Annotated in this window: 24 protein-coding genes; 13 read left to right on the top strand and 11 right to left on the bottom strand. The window is 68.7% G+C overall.

Annotated features, from left to right (window positions below):
• Nucleotides 1–153: 153 nt before the first annotated feature.
• The gene (locus AB0F17_RS41865) at nt 154–795 is read right to left on the bottom strand and encodes a response regulator transcription factor (protein ID WP_358035021.1); all 642 of its coding nucleotides are present in this window, start codon (nt 793–795) and stop codon (nt 154–156) included.
• Entirely contained in the window at nt 786–2,153 is a 1,368-nt protein-coding gene (locus tag AB0F17_RS41860) for a histidine kinase (protein ID WP_358035018.1), read from the bottom strand. The genes AB0F17_RS41865 and AB0F17_RS41860 overlap by 10 nt, the downstream gene beginning before the upstream one ends.
• A gap of 353 nt (nt 2,154–2,506) precedes the next feature.
• Here AB0F17_RS41860 and AB0F17_RS41855 point away from each other — a divergent pair, with 353 nt between their 5' ends.
• Nucleotides 2,507–2,761 (top strand): hypothetical protein, encoded by a 255-nt coding sequence (locus tag AB0F17_RS41855; RefSeq protein ID WP_358035015.1) that lies wholly within the window; start codon nt 2,507–2,509, stop codon nt 2,759–2,761.
• Nucleotides 2,762–2,878: 117 nt separating this feature from the next.
• A complete protein-coding gene (locus AB0F17_RS41850) occupies nt 2,879–3,736 on the top strand; it encodes a glycerophosphodiester phosphodiesterase family protein (RefSeq protein ID WP_358035012.1) in 858 nt (285 codons plus the stop codon).
• Nucleotides 3,737–3,912: 176 nt separating this feature from the next.
• Here AB0F17_RS41850 and AB0F17_RS41845 read toward each other — a convergent pair whose 3' ends face one another.
• Together AB0F17_RS41845 and AB0F17_RS41840 are read right to left on the bottom strand one after the other, a co-directional pair.
• The gene (locus AB0F17_RS41845; RefSeq protein WP_358035009.1) at nt 3,913–4,914 is read right to left on the bottom strand and encodes a lysophospholipid acyltransferase family protein; all 1,002 of its coding nucleotides are present in this window, start codon (nt 4,912–4,914) and stop codon (nt 3,913–3,915) included.
• Nucleotides 4,911–5,630, bottom strand: coding sequence for a GNAT family N-acyltransferase (locus AB0F17_RS41840; RefSeq protein WP_358035006.1), 720 nt, complete (start codon nt 5,628–5,630; stop codon nt 4,911–4,913). The genes AB0F17_RS41845 and AB0F17_RS41840 overlap by 4 nt, the downstream gene beginning before the upstream one ends.
• Before the next feature lie 232 nt (nt 5,631–5,862).
• Here AB0F17_RS41840 and AB0F17_RS41835 point away from each other — a divergent pair, with 232 nt between their 5' ends.
• Nucleotides 5,863–6,117 carry a hypothetical protein gene (locus AB0F17_RS41835; protein WP_214635349.1) on the top strand — a complete coding sequence of 85 codons (255 nt, stop codon included), beginning with the start codon at nt 5,863–5,865 and terminating at the stop codon, nt 6,115–6,117.
• A 123-nt stretch (nt 6,118–6,240) separates the two neighbouring features.
• Nucleotides 6,241–7,419, top strand: coding sequence for a hypothetical protein (locus tag AB0F17_RS41830; protein ID WP_358035003.1), 1,179 nt, complete (start codon nt 6,241–6,243; stop codon nt 7,417–7,419).
• Between the two features lie 182 nt (nt 7,420–7,601).
• Here the strand turns inward: AB0F17_RS41830 and AB0F17_RS41825 are convergent, their stop codons facing one another.
• Complete coding sequence (locus AB0F17_RS41825; RefSeq protein WP_358035000.1) at nt 7,602–8,453, bottom strand: DUF72 domain-containing protein; 852 nt, start codon at nt 8,451–8,453, stop codon at nt 7,602–7,604.
• A 56-nt stretch (nt 8,454–8,509) separates the two neighbouring features.
• Complete coding sequence (locus AB0F17_RS41820) at nt 8,510–9,202, bottom strand: GntR family transcriptional regulator (protein ID WP_358034996.1); 693 nt, start codon at nt 9,200–9,202, stop codon at nt 8,510–8,512.
• Between the two features lie 206 nt (nt 9,203–9,408).
• Here AB0F17_RS41820 and AB0F17_RS41815 point away from each other — a divergent pair, with 206 nt between their 5' ends.
• The 5 genes from AB0F17_RS41815 to AB0F17_RS41795 are packed head-to-tail and all read left to right on the top strand — an operon-like array spanning nt 9,409 to nt 15,122.
• Nucleotides 9,409–10,470, top strand: a complete 1,062-nt coding sequence (locus AB0F17_RS41815) for a sugar ABC transporter substrate-binding protein (protein ID WP_358034994.1) — start codon at nt 9,409–9,411, stop codon at nt 10,468–10,470.
• Nucleotides 10,471–10,478: 8 nt separating this feature from the next.
• Nucleotides 10,479–11,564, top strand: coding sequence for a mandelate racemase/muconate lactonizing enzyme family protein (locus AB0F17_RS41810; protein ID WP_358034992.1), 1,086 nt, complete (start codon nt 10,479–10,481; stop codon nt 11,562–11,564).
• The gene (locus tag AB0F17_RS41805) at nt 11,561–12,622 is read left to right on the top strand and encodes an ABC transporter permease (protein ID WP_358034989.1); all 1,062 of its coding nucleotides are present in this window, start codon (nt 11,561–11,563) and stop codon (nt 12,620–12,622) included. Before AB0F17_RS41810 ends, AB0F17_RS41805 begins: the two co-directional genes overlap by 4 nt.
• Nucleotides 12,619–13,584 (top strand): ABC transporter permease, encoded by a 966-nt coding sequence (locus tag AB0F17_RS41800; RefSeq protein WP_358034987.1) that lies wholly within the window; start codon nt 12,619–12,621, stop codon nt 13,582–13,584. The genes AB0F17_RS41805 and AB0F17_RS41800 overlap by 4 nt, the downstream gene beginning before the upstream one ends.
• Nucleotides 13,584–15,122: a sugar ABC transporter ATP-binding protein gene (locus AB0F17_RS41795; RefSeq protein ID WP_358035348.1), complete on the top strand. Its 1,539-nt coding sequence runs from the start codon at nt 13,584–13,586 to the stop codon at nt 15,120–15,122. The genes AB0F17_RS41800 and AB0F17_RS41795 overlap by 1 nt, the downstream gene beginning before the upstream one ends.
• A gap of 45 nt (nt 15,123–15,167) precedes the next feature.
• Here AB0F17_RS41795 and AB0F17_RS41790 read toward each other — a convergent pair whose 3' ends face one another.
• From AB0F17_RS41790 to AB0F17_RS41775, 4 genes are all read right to left on the bottom strand, one after another.
• Nucleotides 15,168–16,784 (bottom strand): phospholipase A2, encoded by a 1,617-nt coding sequence (locus AB0F17_RS41790; protein ID WP_358034985.1) that lies wholly within the window; start codon nt 16,782–16,784, stop codon nt 15,168–15,170.
• Between the two features lie 290 nt (nt 16,785–17,074).
• Complete coding sequence (locus tag AB0F17_RS41785) at nt 17,075–17,659, bottom strand: hypothetical protein (protein WP_358034982.1); 585 nt, start codon at nt 17,657–17,659, stop codon at nt 17,075–17,077.
• Nucleotides 17,656–18,213, bottom strand: coding sequence for an RNA polymerase sigma factor (locus tag AB0F17_RS41780; protein WP_358034979.1), 558 nt, complete (start codon nt 18,211–18,213; stop codon nt 17,656–17,658). Before AB0F17_RS41780 ends, AB0F17_RS41785 begins: the two co-directional genes overlap by 4 nt.
• A gap of 106 nt (nt 18,214–18,319) precedes the next feature.
• The gene (locus AB0F17_RS41775; RefSeq protein ID WP_358034977.1) at nt 18,320–19,054 is read right to left on the bottom strand and encodes a dienelactone hydrolase family protein; all 735 of its coding nucleotides are present in this window, start codon (nt 19,052–19,054) and stop codon (nt 18,320–18,322) included.
• A gap of 309 nt (nt 19,055–19,363) precedes the next feature.
• Between AB0F17_RS41775 and AB0F17_RS41770 the strand changes: the two genes are divergently transcribed.
• The gene (locus AB0F17_RS41770; protein ID WP_358034974.1) at nt 19,364–20,266 is read left to right on the top strand and encodes a M23 family metallopeptidase; all 903 of its coding nucleotides are present in this window, start codon (nt 19,364–19,366) and stop codon (nt 20,264–20,266) included.
• Nucleotides 20,267–20,307: 41 nt separating this feature from the next.
• Here the strand turns inward: AB0F17_RS41770 and AB0F17_RS41765 are convergent, their stop codons facing one another.
• Nucleotides 20,308–20,763 carry a MerR family transcriptional regulator gene (locus tag AB0F17_RS41765; RefSeq protein WP_358034972.1) on the bottom strand — a complete coding sequence of 152 codons (456 nt, stop codon included), beginning with the start codon at nt 20,761–20,763 and terminating at the stop codon, nt 20,308–20,310.
• Between the two features lie 24 nt (nt 20,764–20,787).
• On the opposite strand from AB0F17_RS41765, the gene AB0F17_RS41760 reads away from it, so the two are divergent.
• From AB0F17_RS41760 to katG, 3 genes are all read left to right on the top strand, one after another.
• Entirely contained in the window at nt 20,788–22,272 is a 1,485-nt protein-coding gene (locus AB0F17_RS41760) for an MFS transporter (protein ID WP_358034969.1), read from the top strand.
• A gap of 93 nt (nt 22,273–22,365) precedes the next feature.
• A complete protein-coding gene (locus tag AB0F17_RS41755) occupies nt 22,366–22,803 on the top strand; it encodes a Fur family transcriptional regulator (protein ID WP_358034966.1) in 438 nt (145 codons plus the stop codon).
• A gap of 32 nt (nt 22,804–22,835) precedes the next feature.
• The gene (katG, locus tag AB0F17_RS41750) at nt 22,836–25,064 is read left to right on the top strand and encodes a catalase/peroxidase HPI (protein ID WP_358034963.1); all 2,229 of its coding nucleotides are present in this window, start codon (nt 22,836–22,838) and stop codon (nt 25,062–25,064) included.
• Nucleotides 25,065–25,132: the final 68 nt, after the last annotated feature.

The raw sequence follows: 25,132 nt of genomic DNA, 5'->3' as shown, positions 1-25,132 counted from the left end.
GCCCGATCAACCCCGCAGGGTCGCGGCCCAAGCAGCCCCGCGTAAATGAACTCTGCGTCGCGCCCGGTCAACCCCGCAGGGTCGCGGCCCAAGCAGCCCCGCGTAAATGAACTCTGCGTCCCACCCGGTCAACCCCGCAGGGTCGCGGCCCGATCAGGCCCGCAGATACGCCAGTACGGCCAGCACCCGGCGGTGGTTGTCGGGCGCCGGTGGTAGGTCCAACTTGGTGAAGATGCCCGCGATGTGCTTGGCCACGGCGGCTTCGGTGACGAACAGCTCCCGTGCGACCGAGGCGTTCGAGCGGCCTTCGGCGATCAGTGCGAGCACCTCCTGTTCCCTCGGGGTGAGCCGTTGGAGGGGATCGCGGCGGCGTCTCAGCAACTGGCGCACCACCTCGGGATCGACGACCGTGCCACCCGCCGCCACCCGGTCGAGCGCGTCGACGAACTCGCGCACGTCACCGATGCGATCCTTGAGCAGGTAGCCGATGCCGGCCCCGCCTTCGGAGTCGAGCAGCTCGGCCGCGTACGTCTGCTCGACGTACTGGCTGAGCACCAGCACAGCCAGCCCCGGGTCCTTCCCGCGCAGCTCCAGCGCGGCCCGCAGGCCCTCGTCCGCGAACCCGGGCGGCATCCGCACATCGGTCACCACCGCGTCGGGCCGATGCTCCGTCACGGCCTCGACCAGCGCGGACGCGTCGCCGACCGCGGCGAGGACGGTGTGGCCGAAGCGTTCGAGCAGCCCGGCCAGGCCCTCGCGCAGGAGGACGGCGTCCTCGGCGATCACTACGCGCACGGGATCTCCACTCGCATCAGGGTCGGGCCGCCCACCGGGCTGGACAGAGACAGTCTCCCGCCGACCACGGCGAGCCTGTCGGCCAGGCCGGTGAGCCCGGTCCCGTCGGCCGGGTCGGCGCCGCCGCATCCGTCGTCGTGGATCTCGACGACCAGCCTGTCTTTCTCCAGGTGACCGTTGATCGTGGCTTTCGTGGCCCGGGCATGCTTGGCGACGTTCGCCAGGGCCTCGGCGACCACGTAGTAGGCGGTGGCCTCGACGGCCACCGGCAGCCTGACCGGCGAATCGCCACCAACAGGTGCTGGTGGGTGGCCAGCCCCACCCACACGTACGGGGGAGCGGCGGGTCAGGTCGGTGTCCGGCTTCTCGGGTACCGCTTTCTGGAGCGCCGGTCCCCCGGACGCCGGTTTCTCGGGTGACAGCTCCCCAGCCGCCGCTCTCCCAGGCTCCGGTTTCTCGGGTGACGGTTTCTCACGGACAGGTGGGTGGGGGGTCAGGTCGATGTGCACGTTGACGGGGAGGGGCGAGCGGCCGGCCAGGTCGCGTACGGCCGCGGGCAGGCCGCGGTCCGTCAGGACCTGCGGGTGTACGCCCCTGATCAGCTCGCGCAGCTCGGCCAGCGCCTGCTTGGCCTGGTCGTGGGCCTGCTCGACCAGCTTGCCGGCGGGGTCGTCATCGGCGAGGTCCAGTCTGGCCAGGCCGAGGGTCATCGACAGGGCGACGAGCCGTTGCTGGGCGCCGTCGTGCAGGTCGCGCTCGATCCTGCGGCGCTCGGCCTCGAACGCGTCGACCAGCCGGGCGCGTGACCTGAGCACCTCGTTCAGCTCGGGCGGGGCCAGCATCGCCCGGACCATGGCGCCTCGGGCGCCGGCCCAGGCAGTGACCGTGTACGCGGCCACCGGCAGCAGCAGCACCCCCGCCAGCGCGGCCACCCCGGCGACGAGCCCGGTCGCGTCGGGCTGGACGACAGGAGACAGGATCAGGACGATCGGCCCGCCGGTGGTGAACCCGACCACCACGACATCGATCCACCACAGCCCGAACACCGTGACAAGGGTCAGCACCATCTCCCGCCTGCCCCGGTCGGGCGTCTCCGGCAGCGGAGCGCCGTCCACCAGTCGCAGCCGCTGTCGCTCGAAGCGGGCAACCAGGGGCCTGCCCAGCACCCCCACGGCCAGTACGGCAGCGATCACCACCAGAGGCAGGCGGGACAGCAGCCCATTCGCCACGACGGCGAACACCACGAGCCCCGGAACCGCACCGGCGAGCAGGTACGCCAATGAGCGCCACGGCCAGGCGGACCGCAGGAAGGCCGGCGGCCGCTGAGTCAGCGCTTCCAGCGCGGTCCTCGTCAACACGCGTTCGACGGTATCCGCTGGTGGGCGGGCAGGCAGTAGTGCTGGGTCTACCTCTCATCACGACATTCGACGGCACCTCCAGCGCGGGCAAGACGACGCCGGCCCGGGCCGTCCAGCCCGCACACACGGAGTGCCGCCAAAGCGGGGCGGCAGGCGTGGCGGACCGCTGAGCCGGGAAGGCTTCCGTTACGACAGGTACTTGTCCGCTCACGGAGGGCGACCATGGTCGAGATCCAGTGCAGGCCCGCAAGGCGCCGGATGCTGGAGGCCGCATACCCATCGATCGCGGTTCCGCCGAGATCGGGACCCCATGTGGTCATCGACGAGATGTCGCCCTCCCCGATCTCATCCACGTGTGGAGGTCGGCGCCGACCGGGCTCGACGTGCTGTTCGTGGGGGTGCACTGCTCGCTGGAGGCCGCCGAGGAAAGGAAGCGGACGCGGGTCGACCCGCGCGGCCTGGCCAGAGGGCGCCTGCGCACGGTCCACGAGCACGGCATCCCGTACGACCGCGCCGTCGGCCCGACCGGCACCGCTCCGGGGCGGCTGCCCGAAGCCGCGATGGAGCGCCAGGAGCACGTCGTGGGCGGAGGACATCTGACGAGATAGCCCGGTGTCCCAATGCTCATCCTCCCGGCATCAGTGAGTTGCCCTTCCCTCAACTCCTCGTCACACGTGGTTGTCAAGTTTGGATTGCCGGCTGCTTCCCCAAGCCCGAGGAGCCCCATGTTCCGCCCACTCGGAGCAATCGTCGTCATCTCCTTCGCCGCCCTCGCCGCCGTAGCCCCCACAGCCTCCGCCGTATCGCCGTCGACGATCATCAACTATCGCGAAGCCCCCGACATCACCGCCGTCGCGCATCGCGGAGCCTCCGCGTACGCGCCCGAGAACACCATCGCCGCCTTCCAACTGGCCGGGAAGCTGGGAGCCGACTCGTTCGAACTCGACGTACAGGAGACCAAGGACCACGAGCTGGTCCTGATGCACGACACGACGCTGTCGCGCACCACGGACGTCGAGCGGATCTTCCCCGACCGGGCGCCCTGGCGGGTCGGGGACTTCACGCTCGCCGAGATCCGCAGGCTGGACGCGGGCTCGTGGTTCGCCGACAAGTACGACGGCGAGCCCGTGCCGACCCTCGAAGAGACGCTGCACGAGATGGACGGCAGCGGCCTCAGCCTGCTCCTGGAGATCAAGGAACCCGCGCTCTACCAGGGCATCGAAGGCCGCGTGGCCGACGAGCTGCGGCGCAACACCTCGTGGCTGAGCCCCGGCCGACTGGTCGTGCAGTCGTTCAGCTGGGCATCGATGCGGACATTTCACCGCGCCATGCCCGAGGTGCCCATCGGCCTGCTCGGCACACCGTCCGTCGCGGACCTACCGAAGCTGACGACCTACGCCAGCCACATCAACACACCGTATGGCGACCTCTCCGCGCAGTACGTCCGGCGCGTCCACAGCCTGGGGATGGCGGTCTTCGCCTGGACGGTGGACAATCCCGACGTCATGCGCCGCCTGATCGCCTATGGGGTGGACGGCATCATCACCAACAAGCCCGACACGCTCACGTCCTTGGCTCGATAGGACGGCCCCTGGTTGCCCGTGGTCCGATGACGACGGGCAACCAGGGGGTGGCCGGGGTCAAGAATGCGCACGTCACGGCGCTCAGCCCGGGAACCGGAGGAGCGTTCCCCTGGAGGGAGCCGGGCCACGTGCGGCGGGTGGGGCCGGCCCATGCCGGCCGTAAAGTAAATGGCTCTTCAAAGAGAGATGGTTCGTGAAACTTCGGTGATCACGCCTCTGGAGTGGCAGGTGGCCGGTCCGGTCAGCGCGAACGCCGCGGGGAGGCCCGCGCGGCTGTCGCGTTCCTCGACGACGGCTGCGCCGGCGACGCCGGCGCGCACCTGGTCCTCGGCGATTCTGGCCAGCGTGGCGCGGGCCTCGTGCCGTCGTCCGGTGGGCGCGAGGCGTACCGGAGCGAAGAGGGTCACCTCGACGACCAGGTCCCGGGTCGCGGTCACCCGCAGGAGGGAGGCGAGCAGCGAGTCGTCTCCGACATAACAGCCGCGGGTCGACGTCGACTCTCCCTCGCGGTAGCGCAGCGCCGCCGGGCGTACCGCGGCACCCGCGTCGATCGCCGCCTGGAAGACGGCCGGGCGGAACTCCCCCATCCCACGCCCGCACCACGTCGTGCCCTCGGGGAACGCGACCACCGTGTCGCCCGCTCTGAGGGCGTTCGCGACCGTCGCGACGGCCGACGGGAGGGCGGAGAGTCGCTCCCTGTCGATGAACAGCGTGCCGGAGCCGGCCGCCAGCGTACGGATGAGCGGCCATTCACCGATCTCCCGCTTGGCCAGCGGGCGTGACGGCACCGTCGCCGCCATGACCAGCGGGTCGAGCCAGGAGACGTGGTTGGCCACGAGAAGAGCCCCCTCTCCCGGCACGACCGGCACGACCGGCGCCACCTGCGATTCCGCGTAGAACGCGGCGCCGGCCGTGGTCTCGACTCTGATGCCGAGCGCGCGCAGCAGCGACCTCGCCCACATCTTCGTGATCTCCGCCCGCCAGGCCGTACGGGCTCGACAGGCTACGAGGGAGATCGAGAGGCCCGCGAGCAGGACGAGGAAGGCCGCGAGGAGCCGCGCCACCCGGTGGACGTGGCCGGCGGCGGCGGCCGGAGCGTCCACGCAGGCAGCGGGGGAGCACGGCCCCATCCGGAGCCAGGGGTTGATCTCCAGAGGGCGGGCGGTGGTGACACTCACAGCGGCTCTCCGAGGAAGTACCGCAGGTAGCGGGCGTTCACGTTGTCCATCGAGAGCAGGACGAAGAAGTCGGCGGTGCCGAAGTCACGGTCGTGCGCGGGCGCCCCGCACACCCAGGAGCCCAGCCGCAGGTAGCCGCGGAGAAGAGCAGGCGGTACGAACCGGTCGGAACTGACCACGCCCCGACCCCGCCGCCACGGGTCGCGCGGCGTCACGCGGTACTCCACCGGACCCAGCGGCACCCGTTCGACGACACCGGCCGCGAGCACGCCCCGGTCATCGAGGGGTACCGAGCAGCAACCGGCCAGCCACTTGTGACCGCCGTTCACCATGTAGCGCGCGATGCCCGCCCACATCAGGCCGACCACCGCGCCATCTCGGTGATCGGGATGCACGCAGGTGCGACCTGCCTCGACCAGGTTCTTCCTGATGGGCGCGAGGTTGGCCAGCTCGAATTCGGCGTCGGCGTACAGCCGGTCCATACGCCCTGGGGGGAGCAGCCGGTAGGTACCGACCACTTTGTCGTCGTAGCGGACCAGGAGGTGGTCGCAGTACGCGTCGAACCTGTCCACGTCGAGGCCGGAGACCGGGCTGTCGAGCCGCGCCCCCATCTCCTCGCCGAAGACCTGGTGTCGAAGCCGTTGCGCGGCCTGTACGTCGGCAGCGCTCGTGGCCATGCCAACGGTGTAGCGGCCGGTGTCAAGAGCGATCGTCATGGGCGCGGGTCCTTCCCCTGAAAGCGTCTCGCGACCATGTCGACATGCCGAAATGACGGTGGAGTCTCCCATCGGGGGCAGCCAGGCGTCCGCATGGTGAACCTCGGGCGGTCACCCCCGGATCCACGCCTGCCGCCCCACCACCTCGCCAAAGGGCAAAACTTCGGTGCGAGCTGGGCGAATGCCCGCGCCGAAACTCCTGGGAGACGGCGGCCGATCTTATGATCACTCCGTGCTGGATACGGCGATCCATCTCATCTTCTGCGGACTCTTTATCGGCTTCATCATTGTTTGGGTGGTGCAGCTCGTCAGGGTCATGCGGCAACGACGCATACACAAGTACACGGATCCGATGCGAGCCATGGACATCACCGGTCGCGTGCGCCAGCTCAAGGTGCGCGGCGACGAAGATGAAGCCGTACGCCTGGTGCAGGACGAGCTTGCGATGCCCATCAACAAGGCGCGTTCGTGGGTGAAATCCATATAGCGCCAGGGGAAAGCGGCGTTACCGCAGGCGGTTGACTAGTCGCAGAACGCGAATATTGACGGCTCTTGTGAAGATTGATAACGTCCCGGACACGCGTGGCCACTCCTGAGCCGCACGGGAGTCTTGACTACATCGGAGCACGACATCAAGACATCATCTCGCGGAGCCTTATTCAAGCTCCGCCGTTCTCCCCTCATCCGCGCGACCGTCGCCGTCGCGGCCGCTCTCGCGCTGATGACGTCCGCCTCCACCGCCGGCGCCGAATCTCGGGTGTCCGTGTCGGCCAAGACCGTCTCGGCCGTCGACGCGCGGCCCAACGACGGTTCCGGGTATTGGCCGGACTTCTCGAACACCGGCTATGCCAACACGCCTGCCAATGCCGGCGGACTGGGCTTGGGCGCGTATCCGGGCAGCCTCACCGACCATGCCGCGAACATGAGCGCCAGCAAACCGTTGACGCTGCGTTATCCAGACAACAGCGTCATCTCCTTCAAGCATTTCCTGGCGTTGAAGGTGGTGATCTACGGCGACAATCTTACGTTCGTCGGCTGCATGTTCGAGGGCACCGATCCCAATGACAATCTCATTCAGATCTACTCGGACAACAACGTCAAGTTCCTGTATTCGACGTTCAAGCCCAACTCCTATTCGATGCCGCCCGGCAACGACGGCACCGTCTCGTCATCCCCCACCAAGCCGGGCACGCCTTTCGACAAATCCTGGCAGTTGGTCACGACGATGAAGGAAGCCGTTGCGGTCATGGACCACAACGACATCTGGGGAAACGCGGGTCTGGAGATGACGACGGGTTTCCCGGGACGCCCGTCGACCTGGACGAACAATTACATTCATGACATGGCTGATACGTCGCATGACGTCTATCACCACGACGGCATCGGCCCGCAGAGTGAAGGCGATGGCGGGCCCATGATCGTCGACCACAACACCCTGGCCTCCTTGGGCAATACCAACGCCCTGGCCCTGCAGGGCGACGGCGTCTACGATCACATCTCGTTCACGAACAACTATGTGTCCGGCTGGGGTTATGCCGTGAGCATCGGCGTCACCAACAATGCCACCAACATCACTGTCACCGGCAACATCTTCTCGGCCGAACTCGAGCAGTTGTACGGCTTCTTGTACGGCAATATCTGGGGCGGATCGGCTCGCGGCTCCACCTGGCGCGACAATCTCATCCAGGCACGTACAGGGGACGGCAACACCGCCTTTTCGACGGCCGACAACGGCAAGTACCTGTGGCCGACCGACGGCGACAGCCACACCACCGACTACACGGGCTGAGCCGCACGACAAGGGCTGAGCCGCATCGCCGCGGTCCGCTTGCCGGACCGCGGCGATGCCCGCCCGCTCAACTCAGAGCTTGGATACGTAGTACATGTTGCCGCCCGGCTGGAGAACCTTGGCCAGGGCCGAGGCGCTGAGGGTGTGGGAGCCGCCCGTCGGCTTCCACGGGTCGTACACGGTCAGAAGAGGGTCAGTGGCTCGTTCGGCAGGGGCTCAGGCAGCGGTTCGATCTCGGGCAACCGGCTCCGCACCTCGTCGTGGAACCGCCGGGCGAGCATGAGGGCGTCGGCGTTGTCCGGGGTATGCACGAACACGGTCGGCGAGCGCCCTTCGCGCAGCCATTCGACGACCGTATCGATCCAGTGCTGCCAGCCCTCGACCGTACGCGCCGTGGCGTCCCTGCCGAGGTAGCGAACGATCGGACGGTCGGTGAGAGCGGACGACCGGCGGGGCACGCGCGGTTTCTTCGTCCACGCATCTCGTTCGGCGTCGCTGGTCGGAGGGCTCTGGAAGAGGGTGGTGGTGTCGAACGGGACCCATTCGGCCTCAGCGCGGGCGAGAACGCTTTCGAGCAACCGTACGGATCGCGCGTCATCGAAGAACGCGCGGTGCCGGACTTCGACGGCGTATCTGTAGGAGCGGGGAAGCTGCCGAAAGAAGCCCGCCAGGGTGCCGAGATCGGTCGGACCGAACGACCCCGGCAATTGAATCCAGAGGGCGTGAGCCCGCGATTCGAGCGGCTCGACCGCCTCCAGGAACGACCGGAGCTCCTCGTCGATACCGGTAAGGCGGCGCTCATGCGTGATCGACTTGGGCAATTTGACCACGAACCGGAAGTCGGGCGCGGTCTGCCGGGCCCACGACTCCACCGTGCTCCTCGCCGGTGTCGCATAGAACGTCGTGTTGCCCTCGACCGCGTTACACCAGCTCGCGTAGGCGCGCAGGCGTTCCCCGGGCGGAAGCGGATGAGGCAGAAAGCGCCCCTGCCATGGCACGTGCGTCCACATCGCGCATCCCACATGAAGCCGCATGACCACGACGCTATCGCGCTCAATCAAGCCGCGATCACTTCAGCTCGTACCGCCTACTAGGCGAGGCGCTGCTGGGCTCGCCGCAGGTGGGTGAGCATCGCCGCTCGTGCGAGCTCGGCGTCGCCGGCCGCGATGGCGGCGGCGATGTCCTGGTGCTCGGCGATGGTGGCGGATCCGAGCCTCGTGCTGTAGCGCTGGCGGAACAGGTGCAGGTGGCAGTGTGTCCGGACGAATGCCTGTAGGAGTTGGTCGTTGCCGGACAGTTCGGCGATCTGGCGGTGGAAGCGCTCGTCGTGGCCGGCCAGTTCGCGGTATGCCTGGTAGGTATCGCCGGTCGGCAGCGTGTCGACGGAGTCCACCTCGGCCTGGAGGCGGGCGATACTGGCGGCGTCTCGTCGTTGTGCGGCTCGTGCCGCGGCCCAGGGCTCGATGACAGCACGGAACTCGAACAGCTCCTTGACCTCCTCGGGCGTCAGGATCGGCGTGGTGGTGTAGCCGCGCAGCGCCTCCTTCCGGGCCAGGCCCTCCGACTCCAGCCGGATCAGTGCCTCCCGAATCGGAGTCGACGAAACGCGCAGGTCGCGGGCCAGCTGATCGATGCTCAGCCGGGCTTGCGGGGCGATGACGTGATCCATGATCAGGGTCTTGATCGCCTCGTAGACGTCGTCAGTCAGAGACTGGCGGCTGGGCAATGGGGCGATCATCGGCTCCGCCGATCTGCCGGCCGCGCCGACCCGATCCCTGGCCATCACTGCTCCCCACGCCGCTGGACATCATCCGCTGCAGCGTATCACGCACGATGTACGATTCCGAGCCCCACTGGTCGCAACCCTCAGCGTCGCGCGGTACGCATCAGCGCATTTCGCGGACGTCAACCCTTGACGGGTTCCGTCACCTGCGGCTATACATCCATGAAATATCCTATAGGATCGATGATGTCGCGAGAGGCGCGGTCATGAAGCAAAGACCATTCACCAGGCTCGGCGGAGTGGCTGCCCTCCTGGCGCTCGCCGTCGGCACCATGGCCGGTTGCACGAGGAAGAGCGACGACGCGGCAACCGGCGCGACGACCACCCGGAAGCCCGAGCAGGTCAAGATCGCCCTGGTCCCGGGCGGTGCGCACCCCTACTTCCAGCCCTGGAAGGCAACGGGCGCCAAGGTGAAGACCGACCTGGGTCTGGGCGACGTCACCTTCAACGAGACCTCCGATTGGGATCAGACCAAGCAGAACGACGTCCTCAAGTCGCTCGCCGCCCAGGGCTACAACGCCTTCGGCGTCTTCGGGGTCTCCCCGGAGAACATCAACGCCACCTTCGAGGACCTGACGCGCCAGGGCTACCCGACCGCCTCCCTCGGCTCGTGCCCGGCCGGGGACGTCGACAAGGCCGGCTTCTGCCTCTCCACCGATGTCCAGCAGGCCGCGTACAAGGCCGCGCAGGCCGCGATCCAGGCCATGGGCGGCCAGGGCAACCTGGTGCACCTGACCGGTAACAAGGTCGACTCCAACACCCAGCGCCGCATCGCCGGCGTGCAGAAGGCGGTCGACGAGACCGGCGGCAAGGTCAAGCTCCTGCAGACGGTGACCGACGTCGACAAGGACCTGCAGAGCGCGCAGAAGGCCGTCGCCGACCTGCTCGCCGCCAAGGGCACCCAGATGCAGGGCATCGTCAACACGGCCTACAACCCGGCGGTCGCCTCCGCCGACGGCGTCAAGCAGGCCAAGTTGCCGATCAAGGTGATCGCGATCGACGACGACCAGACCATCCTGGCCGGTATCAAGGACGGCTCCGTCGCCGGCACGGTGCTGCAGAACCCGGTCGGCCAGGCGTCCGTCGGCTCGTACGCGCTGATGAAGCTCGCCGGTGGCTGCACGATGAGCAAGCCGGGAGTGGCCGTCGACTCCGGCTCCTTCGTCGTCACCAAGGCCAACGTCGACAGCTACGAGACCGAACGGCAGGCGAAGACCGAAGAGCTCCGGAAGGCGTTCGACAGCCAGTACCTGACCTGCGAGAACTAGGAGCTTCGTTGCCCGCGATCAGTCACGTCGAGGCGTACCTTGTCGATCTGGAGGTCGAGACGGTACGCACCGACGCAGTCCAGTCGTTCCTCAAGCAGGAGACCATCTTCGTCGAGATCGAGACCGATGACGGCGGCTCCGGGACCGGCTACTCGTACACGATCGGCACCGGCGGCACCGCCGTGCTCGCCCTGCTGCGCGACTACCTGTTGCCGCGGCTGGTCGGCGCGGACCCCAGCCGGGTGGAGGCGGTGTGGCGGGATCTGTTCGCCGCGACGCGGGCCACCACGGTCGGCGCGATCACCTCGCTGGCCCTCGCCGCCGTGGACACGGCGCTGTGGGACTGGCGGTGCCGCGACGCCGGCCGGCCGCTGTGGATGCTCGCGGGGGGCGCGAAGGATCGCATTCCGCTGTACGACACCGAGGGCGGCTGGCTGCACCTGAGCACCGAGGAGCTGATCGTCGGCGCGAAGGCGAGTCAGGCCGCGGGCTGGCGCGGGGCGAAGCTGAAGCTCGGCCGCTCTCCTGTGCAGGACGCCGAGCGGCTGACCGCCGTACGCGCGGCCGTCGGCCCCCATTTCGACCTGATGCTCGACGCCAACCAGTCGCTCACGTCGGCCGAGGCGGTCCGGCGGGCCCGGCTCCTCGAACCGGCGGACCCGTACTGGTTCGAGGAGCCGCTGCCCGGCGACGACGTCGCGGGGCACGAGGCGCTGGTCGCGGCGAGCACGATCCCGGTCGCCGTCGGCGAGTCGCTGTATTCGGTGGCCCAGTTCCGCGAGTACCTGCACCGGCGGGCGGCCGGCATCGTCCAGGTCGACGTGGCCCGCATCGGCGGCATCACCCCTTGGCTGAAGGTCGCGCACCTGGCCGAGGCGTACAACGTCCCGGTCTGCCCGCACTTCCTCATGGAGCTGCACGTCAGCCTCTGCTGCGCGGTGCCGAACAGCGGCTACCTGGAGCACATCCCGCAGCTGCGGGCGATCACCCAGCACGAGATCGAGATCGTGGACGGGCACGCGCTGGCGCCGACGGCCCCCGGGCTCGGCATCGAGTGGGACCGCGACGCGATCGACGACCGGAGAGTCCGGTGAGCACGCGGACCGCGGCGCCACCGGAGGCCGCGCCGGCCGGAGCGCGCAAGCCGCCGCGTATCCCGCTCTGGGCCAATCCCCGCCTCGGCCTGGTCGTTCTGCTCGTCGGCCTGGTCGCGCTCTTCACCACGTTGCGGCCGGCGTTCCTGGACACCGTGCTCACGCTGGTGCCGTTGCAGTCGGACATCAGCGTGTACGCGGTCGTCGGGCTCGCCCAGCTCGCGGTCCTCTCGCTCGGGCACATGAACGTGGCCGTCGGCCGCATGGCGGCGATGAGCGCGTTCGCCATGGGGCTCGCCTACGACCGGCTCGGCGTGCCGCTGCCGGTCGGCCTGGTGATCGGGCTGGCCGTCGGTACGCTGCTCGGCGCGCTGGCCGGCCTGATCATCTCGCGGACCGGGGTCAACTCGTTCGTGGTCACGCTCGCGATGGACTTCGCCCTGGTCGGGCTCATCACGATCCTCTACACGAGGTTCACCGACGGGGTCGACTTCAGCGGTCAGCCGGCGGGCATGACCGTGCTGCGCAACGACACGTTCGCCGACTACTGCCTGGGCGAGGTGTGCGGTCCGCGCGTTCCGCTGATCGTGCCACTGGCGCTGGCCGCGGCGCTCGCGGTCGGACTGCTGTTCCGCTACACCCGGCTGGGCCGGGAGATCCTGATGACGGGCTCGAACGAGAAGGCCGCCGAGCTGTCCGGCATTCCCACGAAGAACCGCGTCGTGCAGGCGCACGCGCTCAGCGGGCTGCTCGCGGGGCTGGCCGGGTTCCTGCTCGCGGCGAACAACGGGGCGTTCTCGGCCAGTATCGGGGACCAGTTCCTCCTGCCGTCGTTCCTGGGGCCGGTGCTCGGTGGCACGCTGCTGGCCGGCGGCGCGGTCAGCATCCTCGGCACGGTCCTCGGCGCGACGCTCACCCAGGTCATCTACAAGGGACTGAACCTGCTGCAGTTCCAGCTCGACGAGCTCAAGCTCTACATCGGGCTGGTGCTGCTGGTCGCCCTCTCGCTGGACCGGGTGCGTCACGTGATCGCCGAGCGAAGGGGGGCGCGGGCATGACCACCAGCCGTACCAGCGTGATCGCCGGCCGGCCGGAGTTCACCCTCGCGCTGCTGGCAGCGGCCGGTTTCGTGGCACTGGCCGTCGCCACCGGGGGCGGCCTGCTCTCCAGCGGCACGCTGGGCGCGTTCTTCCGGTTCCTGGCCGTCCCGATCATCATCGGACTGTCCCAGATGGTGGTGCTCGCGATCGGCCAGATGAACCTGTCGGTCGGCGCGCTCACCGGGCTCTGCTCGATGGTCGCGGCCTGGCTGATGATCGACGCCGGACTGCCGGCGCCGGTGGCCGTACTCGGCGCACTCGCCGTCGGCGGCGCCGCCGGCCTGGTCAACGGGCTGCTCGTCGTCTTCACCCGGATCAACGGCTTCATCGTCACGCTCGCCACCATGACCATCATCGAGGGACTCCGGTACGGGGTGAACGGCCCCGACACCTTCCAGGGCTACTCGCCCGGGTTGCGGGACCTCGGCCGCGCCTCCGTGCTCGGGCTGCCGGTGGTCTTCCTCGCCGCACTCGCGGTGGCCGCGCTCGTGGGCGTCTTCTTCGCGCGTACGGTCGCCGGTCGGCAACTGCTCGCCACCGGCGGGAGTCCCTTCGCCGCGCGGCTGTCCGGGGTCTCCAACGACCGGTCGATCATCGTGGCGCACGGGCTCAGCGGACTGCTGGCCGGGGTCGCCGCGATCATCACGGTGGCCGCCTCCGGCTCGGTCAACTCCAGCATCGGCGATGACCTGCTGCTGCCGAGCTTCGCGGCGCCGATCATCGGCGGGGTCGCGCTCACCGGCGGCGTGGTCAGCGTCATCGGCACCTGTCTCGCGGCGTTCCTGGTCCGGCTGGTGGACGTCATGCAGGCCCAGTTCGGCATCAACCCGCGCTGGATCGACCTGATCGTCGGCGCGGTCGTCCTTGGCGCGGTGCTGCTCGGCACCGTCCGGCAGAGACTGTTGCGGAGGTCGTCGTGATGCTCACGGCCGAGGGTCTGGTCAAGACGTTCCCGGGGGTACGCGCGCTGGACGGCGCCACCCTGCGGCTCACCGCCGGCAGCGTGCACGCCCTGCTCGGCGAGAACGGCGCGGGCAAGAGCACACTGATCAAGATCTTGACCGGGGTGTACCAGCCGGACGGCGGGCGGGTGCAGCTCGGTGACACCGAGGTGCACCTGACCGGTCCATTGGACGCCCAGCGGGCCGGGATCGGCGTGGTGCACCAGGAACGCAACCTGATCTCCCAGTTCTCCATCGCCGAGAACATCGTGCTGCACCACCTGCCACGACGCTTCGGGCTGGTGGACCGCTCCCGGATGCGGGCCGAGGCCCAGCGCTGCCTGGACCTGCTCGACCTCGACCTCGACCCGGACGCCCTGGTCGCCGGGCTCTCCGTCGCGCAGGCGCAACTGGTCGAGATCGCCAAGGCGCTCAGCATCGACAGCAAGGTGCTGCTGCTCGACGAGCCGACCGCGTCGCTGACCGGCGACGAGGCCGACCGGCTCTACGCGATCGTCCGCAGGCTGCGCGACAGCGGGCACGCCGTCGTGCTGGTCAGCCACAAGCTGGAGGAGGTCTTCGCCGTCGCCGACACGGTGACCGTGCTCCGCGACGGGCGTACCGTCGCCGAGGCCGAGCCGCTGGCGGACTACACGCAGGACCGGATCGTCGATCTGATGGTCGGGCGGGCGTACGCCTCGGTGCGCCTCCCCGAGCGGCAGGTCGACCCCGAGACGCCGGCCGCTCTGCGCCTGCGCGGGGTGAGCACCGCGCGGGGCCACCGCGACATCTCCCTGTCCGTACGCCCCGGAGAGATCCTCGGCCTGTACGGCCTGGTGGGTGCCGGCCGCAGCGAGCTGGCCAAGGCGCTGCTCGGGCTGGACCGGATCACGTCGGGCACGGTGGAGGTCCAGGGCCACCCGGTGCGCATTCGCGACGTCGGCGAGGCGCTGCGGCGCTACCGGATCGGTTACGTGACGGAGAACCGGAAGGAAGAAGGGCTCTTCCTCGACCAGCCGATCACCCGCAACATCGGCGTGACCGTGTGGCGTGGCCTCGCCCGCGCCGGGCTCGTGACCGACCGGGCGGAGCGGCGTCTGTCCGAGGAGTACGCCGACCGGCTCGGCATCCGGGCCTCCTCGGTACGCCAGCTCACCGGCCAGCTCTCCGGGGGCAACCAGCAGAAGGTGAGCCTCGCGAAATGGCTGGCCGCGCGCTGCGAGATCCTCATCGTGGACGAGCCGACCGTCGGCATCGACGTACGCACCAAGGCGGCCTTCCACGAGCTGATCGCCGAACTGGCCGGCTCCGGGCTGGGCCTGCTGCTGATCTCGTCGGACCTGCCGGAGATCGTCACCCTCGCCGACCGGATCGCGGTGATGAGCGACTTCAGCCTCCGCGGCGAACTGGTCAACGACCATGACTACGCCCGGATGAGCCAGGCGATCATACGGTTGGTCCACGCCGGGTCCCCCGGCCCCGCGCAGCCGCCCGCGGGCGAGGATGAAGCCGCATGAATCCGGGTGAGCCGGACGACGATGTCGCCCGGCTCACCCGTGGCATCACGTCGCGTTCGCGCCGTTCTTGGGATTGCCCTTGACGCGGACAACCCCCCAGTAGACCAGCGCGATCCGCCTGCAGGTCGCGCGGAACAGGATGAAGTACCCACCGCATACCTTGTCCCGCAGCGTGATGTAGAACCGGCCGTCCACATCGGCCTTGCGACTGCGGTCGAGGTAGTACTTGTAATGCTTGTACGAGTTGCCGATCACCCCGTAGCCGTAGTCGTGCGAGTCACAGGCCGGTCGGAAGTCGAACCCCGAGGGTCGGTCCGGAGACTGCGTGCAGTGGTCGTGGGTGATGCCCATGACCTTGAACCCGCTGGCGGTCCGCTTCCAGCTCGGAATGTGCCAGCCATAGTGAGCCGCCCAGGAGAGGCAGCCGATCTTGGTCCACCACATCCAGTCCTTGGCCGCGGGGCAGTACTTGGGGTAGGCCTGCGGAGGATCGACGCCGTCCGGGAGGAAATCGCTCGCCGGCGGGCCTGTGGCGTTGGGGTCGGGGAATGCCGCACCCGCGATCGGCGCGTCGGGAGCCGGCCGGTCGGAATCGGTGGAGGTCACGGTGGGAGCCGCGGTGCCTGCCGTGAAGGCCAGTTGCCACCCGCCGTTGGTGCTTGAGTTGATCGACGTCAGGCGCCCGATCTCGTCGTAGCCGTAGGTCGCCTCGGTGCTGCCGTCGCTGGGATCGGTCACGGTGCGCAGCAGGCCGGACGGGTCGTACGCATAGCCGGCCAAGGTCTGCGGCGACTCGGTGCCGGCGGTGACCGTGATCCCCTTGAGCCGGCCCGCGTAGTCACCGAGCGTGCTGCCGATGGCCGTGGTCGTCGTGGCGTAGGCGAACGTGAGGAGCGTCGCGGGCGCTTCCGCGCCGGCCGGTTCCGTGATGGTGCCGATGCGGCCCTGGGAGTCGTAGCCCACCGTCGACTTGCCGTAGGCGGCGGTACCGGCGCTGGTCACCCGCCAGGTGTCGGTACTCTGCAGCCCGGCCGGCTGCGCCCAGGTGTAGGTGTACTTGAGATCGGCCGCGCTGACGGGGTTGCCGTTGGCGTCGGTGAAGGTGTCGTCACCGGCCTCCACGGCGCCCGGATCCACCACGACCGCCTCGGACATCGTGGTGCGCATCGTCCCGGCGACCGCGTCCCACTTGGTCGTTTGGGTGATCTTGGATCCGGTGGTGTCCTCGTAGGTCTGGATACCGCCGCCGTCGGGGAACGAGACGCTGCTCTTCAGGGTGTAGCGGATCGCGGTTCCGTCGGCCAGTTCGGTGGCCACGATGGCACCGCTCTGGACCTCCAGTTTCCGGTTGATCGCCCCGCCGAGGAACTCCGCCTGCCATCCGGGCCCGAAGACGGCCAGCTCGGGGCGGGTGGCGGGGGCCGATTGCGGCCGAGCCAGATCACCGGCGGCGGCGGCGACGCCGTGCTGGCGGCCGATCACCCCTTCGGACACGTCCAGTTCGCTGATCTTGAAGGTGTTGGAGTCGGCGAAGTATTGACCCGGGCCGACTTCCTGGACCTCGGCCGGCGCCGGTTCATCGGTGGTGGTGGCGGATGCCTCCGGGGAGAGCAAGGGGAGCATCATCATCGCGGCGGCGATGGTTATCGTTAATCGGCGCAAGTAGTTCTCCTGGTGAGCTGGTGATCTGATCATTGCCACCTGGACAGTAGATGACCAAAAACCTCTCAACAAGGGCCTGTACAAACATTTAAGTCGGTGCTCAAATCGCGTACGGACTATGCGTTGCGGCAATTCCTGGAAAGCGCTAATAAATATCGTCATCCCAGGTCAGAGGGGCGAATGTCCATCGTGTGGCCATTTTATGGCGGCTTTATGGGAGCCCTGTGGCGGCCGCGTCCATAATTGATGGCCACGCGACGATCTACCGAATCGGCCGAGGTTCGGATAGGTCAGTTCGGCGCCGTTTCGGTCCACTCCGCGACCTCGTACGTCTCGTACTCGGACACTTCGCCAGGCTTATGGAACCGGTCAGGCTGGCCCCCGACCGTCAGGCGGCGAGGCTTGCCGTCGTCTCCCGGAGGGAGTTCCCGGGAGCCATGCGGCGGCGTCGCCACGACATACCGCATGGCCAGCAGCGTTCCGTTGCGGGGGTTGATGATCCACTGGCGGCGGTACGTGCCGAGCTGCTTGGGCGCGGTGGAGAGGCCGAGGGGAATGGTCGTCTCCACCGGCAAGGAGATCACCACTCCGCGGCGGCCCAGGGGGTCGGTCGTCTCGGCCTCGACCTTGACGCCGGGCAGGGTGGCGAGCATCCGGAACGCGGCCGCCCGTACCTCCGGAGGGGCGGGTGCCCCGGCCAGCAGGGTGCCGGCCACATCACTCAGCGCCCGGACGCGCTTCTCACCCCGCAGCGCCCGTATCGGCTTCCTCGTGACGGTCGGGGTGTACGCCTCCCAGTTGCCGTTGAGGTCCAGCAGGGCGTTCTCCAGTTGCTCGGGCTGGGTCGGCAGCGCGGCCACCTGTTCGGGGGTCATGCCGAAGAATCGTTGATCACTACTCCGGTGGCACGTCCGCCCTCTCTTCGTGGTCTCCAGGAACAGGGTGCCGATCCTTTCCCCGCCGCGATCTCGGCGTACGACAGCTCGCCCCAGGCGAGCAACAGAACGGCGCTGCGGTCCTGGGCGCTCAGCGAGGCGAGGGCCTTCGCCAGACGAGGGCCGTGCGCCGCGGCGGCCACCCGATCGCTGACCAGTTCGGCGAGGCCGTCCTCCGCGGGATCCACGCCCGTTCGGGCGAACGCCTTGTACATACGGGTTTCCTGCCGATGGTGCTTGGCGAGCAGATTGCTGGCGATGCCCCACAGCCACGCGCCGAACTCCGATCGCCCGTCGAACCGCTCCCGCTGCCGGAACGCGGTGGCGAACGCCTCCGCCACGACGTCATCGGCGAGAGCGGGCCCGAGGCGCCGCTTGATGTAGGCATGGAGTCGTGGGGCGTGGCGGCGGAACAATTCGCCGAAGGCCTCGGGGTCTTCCAGAGAGGCGGCGACAACTTCCAGATCGCCGAGCTGCTCCGTAGGTTGACTCACCACTCTCGCCGTAACCATGGGGCGGTGTGTCCCGTCATGGGTAGTTCCTCCGTGTCCGAGGTGCTGACAATCTCCTCTATCCCGAAGGCGGCTCCCAGGTTGCGGCCTACTCGTGGTTCGCGATGTGTTTGTCGAGGAAGGCGAATGTGCGCTGCCATGCGTCGTCCGCCGCCGGACGGACGAGGCCGTGACGCAGCGGGAACAGCGCGAGTTTCGCGATGGGGTGATGACCGTCGGTCATGAAGGAGTGCCCGGCGCCGGGATAGATCTCCACGTCGTGCTCGATGCCGAGCGTCCGCATGTGCTCCCGCAGCCGCGTACCGTGCGGCCGGAAGCCTAGGTCGCGGCCGCCGTAGGAGCCCACGACCGGGCACACCGCCCGCAGCTCTTCCTGGTCCCGGGGGACCGCGCCGTAGTTCACCGATACGGCTCGCACGCCGGGCGGCTCGCTCGCCGCGTACGCGAGGGCGAATCCACCGCCCATGCAGAATCCGATCACCCCGAGCCGGCCGCCGTCGACGTCTTCGCGGCCGGCCAGCCACCGCCGGGTCGCGTCGATGTCGGCGGCCGGGCGCCCCGGCTTGTTGGTCGCGAGCTGGTGCATGGCCCGTGTCAGGCACCCGATCCTGGTGCCGTGGCTGTACAAATCCGGCAAAACCGCTGCGTAGCCATGCGCGGCGAACAGGTCTATTACATCAAGCATGTCCGGTTCGACGCCGTAGATTTCGTGCACGACCACCATTCCCGGCCATCCGGCCGCCGGTGCGGTCCCTTTCGGTAGTGTCATTGTCGCTGTCAGTGAACTTCCGTCCGGCAGTGGAATGTGTACGGGTTGCCTCATCGACGCTCCTTAAGAGGTGACCAAATCTAGGATTTTGGGCGTGCAGAAAGATATGCTCCTCCTGGCTTGATCGAAGGCGCCACCCGCAAAGCGCTCGCCTTGATATGCGGGCGATATGCGGGTGCTATGCGGGCCCTCGATTACCGTCTGCTTCCGGAGTCATCTGGACACCAGATCGCACCAATTTTTCATGTCCGCAAAGGTGGATGAAGAGAACTCTCCGGCGCTATGTTCATGATCAACTCGTCCTGCAAGGAACTGAGCGCCTAACCGTATCCCCCCCATACGCACCTGTTCAGAGAGGTGAGCATGCCCGCAACCAGCAGGCCGACCGTCAGATCCGCGATCACCGCCCTAGCGGTCACTTTCGCGGTGGCGCTGATTCCCCAGGCCGCCTCAGCGCAGGCCGCCGGCGCACTGGCCGTGTCCCACAAGAGCCCGTTCAACTGCGGGAAGACCTTCTACGCCAACAACTGGACCCCCACCCACAACCCGGCGGGCTCCATCGACTGGCAGAACTATGGCAGCGATGCCATCAACGGTGAGACCGTGCGCGCCACCGCTGCGGGCACCGCGACCTTCTACAACGCGGGAAGCACCAGCTACGGCAGGTGGGTGGAGATCCGTCACAGCGACGGCAGCAGAACCCGCTACGCCCACCTCGCGACCCAGGTGAAGTCGGCCGGCAGCTCCATGACCGTCAGCCAGGGCACCGTGATCGGGACCGTCGGCTCGACGGGCGGATCGAACGCTCCGCACCTGCACTACGAACAGCGCACCTCCAGCGGCGCGATGGACACCAGCCCGACCGTGGAGGGCACGACCGTGTCCTTGGGCTCGAAGAAGGCCCTCAAGAGCACCAACGGCTGCGGGGGCGGCGGCACCCCCACCAACCCCAACACCCCGGAGAGCGTCTGCGGCAGCGGCTTCACGGTCATCGACTCGGCCGCCCTCACCGGTGGCCGCACCTACCTGCTCTACAACTCGGGCAACAAGAACAACTGCGTCGTCACGATGAAGACGACGAGCCTCGGCACGGCGACGTCGGTGTCGGCCTTCCTGCAGCCGAAGGACGAGAGCAAGGCGAGCGACTCGGGCAAGTTCGAGTACTACGCGGGGCCGGTCAAGCGCGACGCGGCCGGACAGTGCGTCGTGTGGGGCGGCTCGGTCGGCAGCAGCACCTACACCAGCCCTTCCGAGCACTGCGGATAGTTCTCTCGGCTCGGCAACACACGTCAAAGGCCACTACCCGATCAGGGAGTGGCCTTTCTCGTGTGGTTCTCGCGGTTGGGCGCCCATAGCCGGTCGGCGTCACCGGCGGCGAGCCGGCCTCGGTAGACGTCGATCTTGTGGTCGATGAGCTTGAGGTTCTCCTGTATCTCGGCGAGCTTGGCGCTCACGTCGGCGCGGTGGGCCTCCATGAGGGCCAGTCGTTCCTGCTCGTTGCCGTGCCCGGCGGAGACGAGCTGGGCGTAGCGCCGGATGGTCTTGATGGGCATGCCGGTGGCCCGCAGCCTGGTGCAGACGGTGATCCAGTCCAGGTCGAGCTGCTGGTAACGCCGCCGGCCGCCGGCGGTGCGGTCGACGGTGGTGACGACCAGGCCGGCGCGTTCGTAGTAGCGCAGGGTGTGCACGCTCACCCCGGTGCGGCGGGCGGCCTCGGCGATGCTCAGGCCGGTCTGGGGGACGGAGCGCTTGACTTCGAGCACGCTCTAAATTCTAGCGTCGTGGTCATGGCTACCTCAATGCTGCCGAAGACCACGGCCGACGAGCTCGGCCGAGGCCGCCGGCTCCTGGTTCTCGCGATCTGCTGCGCCGGCATCGTCGTCGTGGTGATGGACATCTCCATCGTCAACGTCGCGCTGCCGGCGATCCGTCGCGACCTGCACGCCTCGGTGTCCGGCCTGCAGTGGACGGTCGACGCGTACACCCTGGTGCTGGCCTGCTTCCTGGTGCTGGGCGGGTCCACCGCCGACCGGGTCGGCCGCCGGCGCGTCTTCCAGGCCGGCCTCGCCGCCTTCGGGCTCGGCTCGCTGCTGTGCAGCCTGGCGCCGAGCATCGGCTGGCTGATCGCGGCGCGGGCGCTGCAGGCTGTCGGTGGCACGATGCTCAACCCGGTGGCGATGGCGATCACCGCCACCACGTTCCCCGACCCGGCCGAGCGGGCCAGGGCCATCGGTGTGTTCGGCTCGATGTCCGGCCTGTCGCTGGCGCTGGGGCCGATCCTCGGCGGCGCCCTGGTCGACGGCCTCGGCTGGCGCTCCATCTTCTGGATCAACGTGCCGATCGTGGTCGCCGCGATCGTGTGCACCGCGCTGTTCGTGCCCGAGTCCCGTGCCGCCCGGGCGCGCCGGTTCGACCCGGTGGGTCAGGCTCTGGTGATCCTGATGCTGGGCAGCGTCGTCTACGCGATCATCGAGTCCCGCACGCTGGGCTGGACCTCGCCGCTCATCCTCGGCCTGCTCGCCGTCGCCGTGCTCGGCGCGCTGGGCATCCTCGGCTACGAAGCGCGCCGGGCCGACCCGCTGCTGGAGCTGCGCCTGTTTCGCAGCGTGCCGTTCAGCTCGGCGATCCTGATGGCGCTCTTCGCCTTGTGCGGGTTCGGCGCGTTCCTGTTCGTGACCACCCAGTACCTACAGGACGTACGCGGCATGTCGGCGCTGACGGCCGGGCTGTGCCTGCTCCCGGTCGGGGTGCTGGTCGTGGTGCTGTCCCCGTTCACCGGCCGGCTGGTCGGCAGGCGCGGTCCCCGGCTGCCGCTGGTGGTCGCCGGGGCCGCACTGGCTCTGGGCGGCGGCGCGTCGATCTGGCTCGGCCCGGCCACCCCGCTGCCGGCCGTACTCGCGATCTATCTGCTGTTCGGGGTCTTCCTGGGCACCGTCAACCCGCCGATCACCAACACGGCGGTCTCCGGAATGCCCCGCTCGATGGCCGGGGTGGCCGCCTCATTGGCCTCCGCCGGACGGCAGACCGGCACCACCCTCGGCGTCGCGATCTCCGGAACGATCGTGGGATCGGCCTTGGCCGGCGACGGGACGGCGTACACCGGCGCGGCGCACGGCGTGTGGTGGCTGGTGCTCGGGCTCGGCGTCGGCATCCTTGTCCTGGGGCTGCTCAGCACGGGGCGCTGGGCCGCGGACACCGCCGGGCGGGCTGCGGCGCTGTTCGAGGAAGTGGACCGGGGCGCGGATCTTGGGGAACACCCGGCCGGCACATAACTCCGTAACGGGACAAACATTGCCAACACCTCACTAAACTTACATAGTTCGTTAACTTGTATCTTTCGTGTTTATGTAGGTAGGTTTGGCGCTATGACCGCATCCAGGACTCCGACCACCGCCGAGGAACTGCGCGGTGCGGGCCTCCGGGTGACGGCCGCCCGCGTCGCACTGATCGAGACCGTCCGCGAGGGTGACCACCTCGACGTCGAGGCGATCGCCTCCGGCGTACGCGATCGCGTGGGCCACATCTCACTGCAAGCCGTGTATGAGGCCCTCAACGCACTCACCGCGGTGGGACTCGTACGCCGCATCGAACCGGCCGGCAGCCCGGCCCGGTTCGAGGGACGCGTCGGGGACAACCACCACCACGTCGTGTGCCGGTCGTGCGGTGTCGTCGGTGACGTCGACTGCGCGGTGGGCGAGGTGCCCTGCCTGACCGCGTCCGACGCTCACGGCTTCTTGATCGACGAGGCCGAGGTCATCTACTGGGGCCTGTGTCCCGACTGTTCCACCGCCAGCCGTTCCTGAGCACCGTGAACCCAAAGTCCGGAAGGATTCCCATGTCCGAGAACCATGATGCAATCGTCACAGACGCGAAGGCAGAGGGCGGAGGTGGCTGCCCGGTCGCGCACGAGCGCGCTCCGCACCCGACGCAGGGCGGCGGAAACCGCCAGTGGTGGCCAGAGCGGCTCAACCTGAAGATCCTCGCCAAGAACCCCGCCGTGGCCAACCCCCTGGGCGAGGAGTTCGACTACGCCGAAGCGTTCCAGACCCTCGACCTCGCGGCCGTGAAGCGGGACATCGCGGAGGTGCTGACGACCTCGCAGGACTGGTGGCCGGCCGACTTCGGCAACTACGGCCCGTTCATGATCCGGATGGCGTGGCACAGCGCGGGCACCTACCGGATCAGCGACGGCCGCGGCGGCGCCGGCGCCGGCCAGCAGCGCTTCGCCCCGCTCAACAGCTGGCCGGACAACGGGAACCTCGACAAGGCTCGCCGCCTGCTGTGGCCGGTCAAGAAGAAGTACGGCCAGAAGCTCTCGTGGGCCGACCTCATGATCCTCACCGGCAACGTCGCCCTGGAGTCGATGGGCTTCAAGACCTTCGGCTTCGGCGGCGGACGTGCGGACGTCTGGGAGCCTGACGAGGACGTCTACTGGGGTCCCGAGACCACCTGGCTCGGCGACGAGCGCTACACCGGCGACCGGGAGCTCGAGAGCCCCCTCGGCGCGGTCCAGATGGGCCTCATCTACGTCAACCCGGAGGGCCCGAACGGCAACCCGGACCCGCTCGCCGCGGCCCGCGACATCCGTGAGACGTTCCGCCGGATGGCGATGAACGACGAGGAGACGGTCGCCCTGATCGCGGGCGGTCACACCTTCGGCAAGACCCACGGCGCCGGCCCGGCGGAGAACGTCGGCGCCGACCCCGAGGCCGCCTCGATCGAGGACCAGGGCTTCGGCTGGAAGAACAGCTTCGGCACCGGCAAGGGCGCCGACGCGATCACCAGCGGCCTTGAGGGCATCTGGACGAACACCCCGGTGACGTGGGACAACAGCTTCTTCGAGATCCTGTTCGGCTACGAGTGGGAGCTGTTCAAGAGCCCCGCCGGCGCGAACCAGTGGCGGCCGAAGGACGGCGCCGGGGCGGACACCGTCCCCGACGCCCACGACCCGTCGAAGCGCGTCGCACCGACGATGCTGACGACCGACCTCTCGCTCCGCATCGACCCGATCTACGAGCAGATCTCGCGACGCTTCCTCGAGAACCCGGACGCGTTCGCGGACGCCTTCGCCCGGGCGTGGTACAAGCTCACCCACCGCGACATGGGCCCGATCGTGCGCTACCTCGGCCCGGAGGTCCCGGCCGAGACGCTGCTGTGGCAGGACCCCCTCCCCGCGGTGACGCACGAGCTCATCGACGCCGCGGACATCGCCTCGCTCAAGGGCCAGATCCTCGCCTCGGGCCTGTCGGTGTCCCAGCTCGTATCCACCGCGTGGGCGTCGGCCTCGACCTTCCGCGGCGGCGACAAGCGCGGCGGCGCCAACGGTGCGCGCGTCCGCCTCGAGCCGCAGAGCGCATGGGAAGTCAACGACCCCGACCAGCTCGCGATCGTGCTGCGCACGCTGGAAGGGATCCAGCAGGCCTTCAACGCCGCCCAGAGCGGCAAGCAGGTCTCGCTCGCCGACCTGATCGTGCTCGCCGGTGGTGCGGCCGTCGAGCAGGGCGCCAAGAACGCCGGCTACGACGTCGAGGTCCCCTTCACGCCGGGCCGCGCGGACGCCTCGCTGGAGCAGACCGACGTGGAGTCGTTCGCCGCGCTCGAGCCGGCCGCCGACGGGTTCCGCAACTACCTCGGGAAGGGCAGCCGGCTGCCGGCCGAGTACCTGCTCCTCGACCGGGCGAACCTGCTGACCCTGAGCGCCCCCGAGCTGACGGTCCTCGTCGGTGGCCTTCGCGTCCTGGGCGCGAACTACCAGCAGTCGCAGCTCGGCGTCTTCACCACGACCCCCGGGTCGCTGACCAACGACTTCTTCGCCAACCTGCTCGAGCTGGGCACGACGTGGCAGGCGACGTCCGAGGACGCGAACACGTTCGAGGGCCGCGACGCCGCCACGGGCGAGGTCAAGTGGACCGGCACTCGCGCCGACCTCGTCTTCGGCTCGAACTCCGAGCTGCGCGCGGTCGCGGAGGTCTACGCGAGCGATGACGCGAAGGAGAAGTTCGTGAAGGACTTCGTCGCGGCGTGGGACAAGGTGATGAACCTCGACCGGTTCGACCTCGTCTGATCATGACGTCCAGGCCGGCCCACGCCGGCCGGCCTGGACGTCCTCGGTCCCGCCGGAGTCGGCGTGCT

The organism is Nonomuraea sp. NPDC026600 (assembly GCF_040638335.1).
Taxonomy (GTDB): Bacteria; Actinomycetota; Actinomycetes; order Streptosporangiales; family Streptosporangiaceae; genus Nonomuraea.
Note: the sequence above shows the minus strand (reverse complement) of the source record. Positions and strands in the feature narration are given on the sequence as shown.

What these genes read in the sequence shown, in the direction of transcription:
- AB0F17_RS41850 (WP_358035012.1), top strand. Translation starts at nt 2,879, where the DNA reads ATGTTCCGCCCACTCGGAGCAATCGTCGTCATCTCCTTCGCCGCCCTC.
- AB0F17_RS41840 (WP_358035006.1), bottom strand. Translation starts at nt 5,630, where the DNA reads ATGACGATCGCTCTTGACACCGGCCGCTACACCGTTGGCATGGCCACG.
- AB0F17_RS41825 (WP_358035000.1), bottom strand. Translation starts at nt 8,453, where the DNA reads ATGCGGCTTCATGTGGGATGCGCGATGTGGACGCACGTGCCATGGCAG.
- AB0F17_RS41820 (WP_358034996.1), bottom strand. Translation starts at nt 9,202, where the DNA reads ATGGCCAGGGATCGGGTCGGCGCGGCCGGCAGATCGGCGGAGCCGATG.
- AB0F17_RS41815 (WP_358034994.1), top strand. Translation starts at nt 9,409, where the DNA reads ATGAAGCAAAGACCATTCACCAGGCTCGGCGGAGTGGCTGCCCTCCTG.
- AB0F17_RS41800 (WP_358034987.1), top strand. Translation starts at nt 12,619, where the DNA reads ATGACCACCAGCCGTACCAGCGTGATCGCCGGCCGGCCGGAGTTCACC.
- AB0F17_RS41795 (WP_358035348.1), top strand. Translation starts at nt 13,584, where the DNA reads ATGCTCACGGCCGAGGGTCTGGTCAAGACGTTCCCGGGGGTACGCGCG.
- AB0F17_RS41785 (WP_358034982.1), bottom strand. Translation starts at nt 17,659, where the DNA reads ATGACCCCCGAACAGGTGGCCGCGCTGCCGACCCAGCCCGAGCAACTG.
- AB0F17_RS41775 (WP_358034977.1), bottom strand. Translation starts at nt 19,054, where the DNA reads ATGAGGCAACCCGTACACATTCCACTGCCGGACGGAAGTTCACTGACA.
- AB0F17_RS41770 (WP_358034974.1), top strand. Translation starts at nt 19,364, where the DNA reads ATGCCCGCAACCAGCAGGCCGACCGTCAGATCCGCGATCACCGCCCTA.
- AB0F17_RS41760 (WP_358034969.1), top strand. Translation starts at nt 20,788, where the DNA reads ATGGCTACCTCAATGCTGCCGAAGACCACGGCCGACGAGCTCGGCCGA.
- AB0F17_RS41755 (WP_358034966.1), top strand. Translation starts at nt 22,366, where the DNA reads ATGACCGCATCCAGGACTCCGACCACCGCCGAGGAACTGCGCGGTGCG.
- katG (WP_358034963.1), top strand. Translation starts at nt 22,836, where the DNA reads ATGTCCGAGAACCATGATGCAATCGTCACAGACGCGAAGGCAGAGGGC.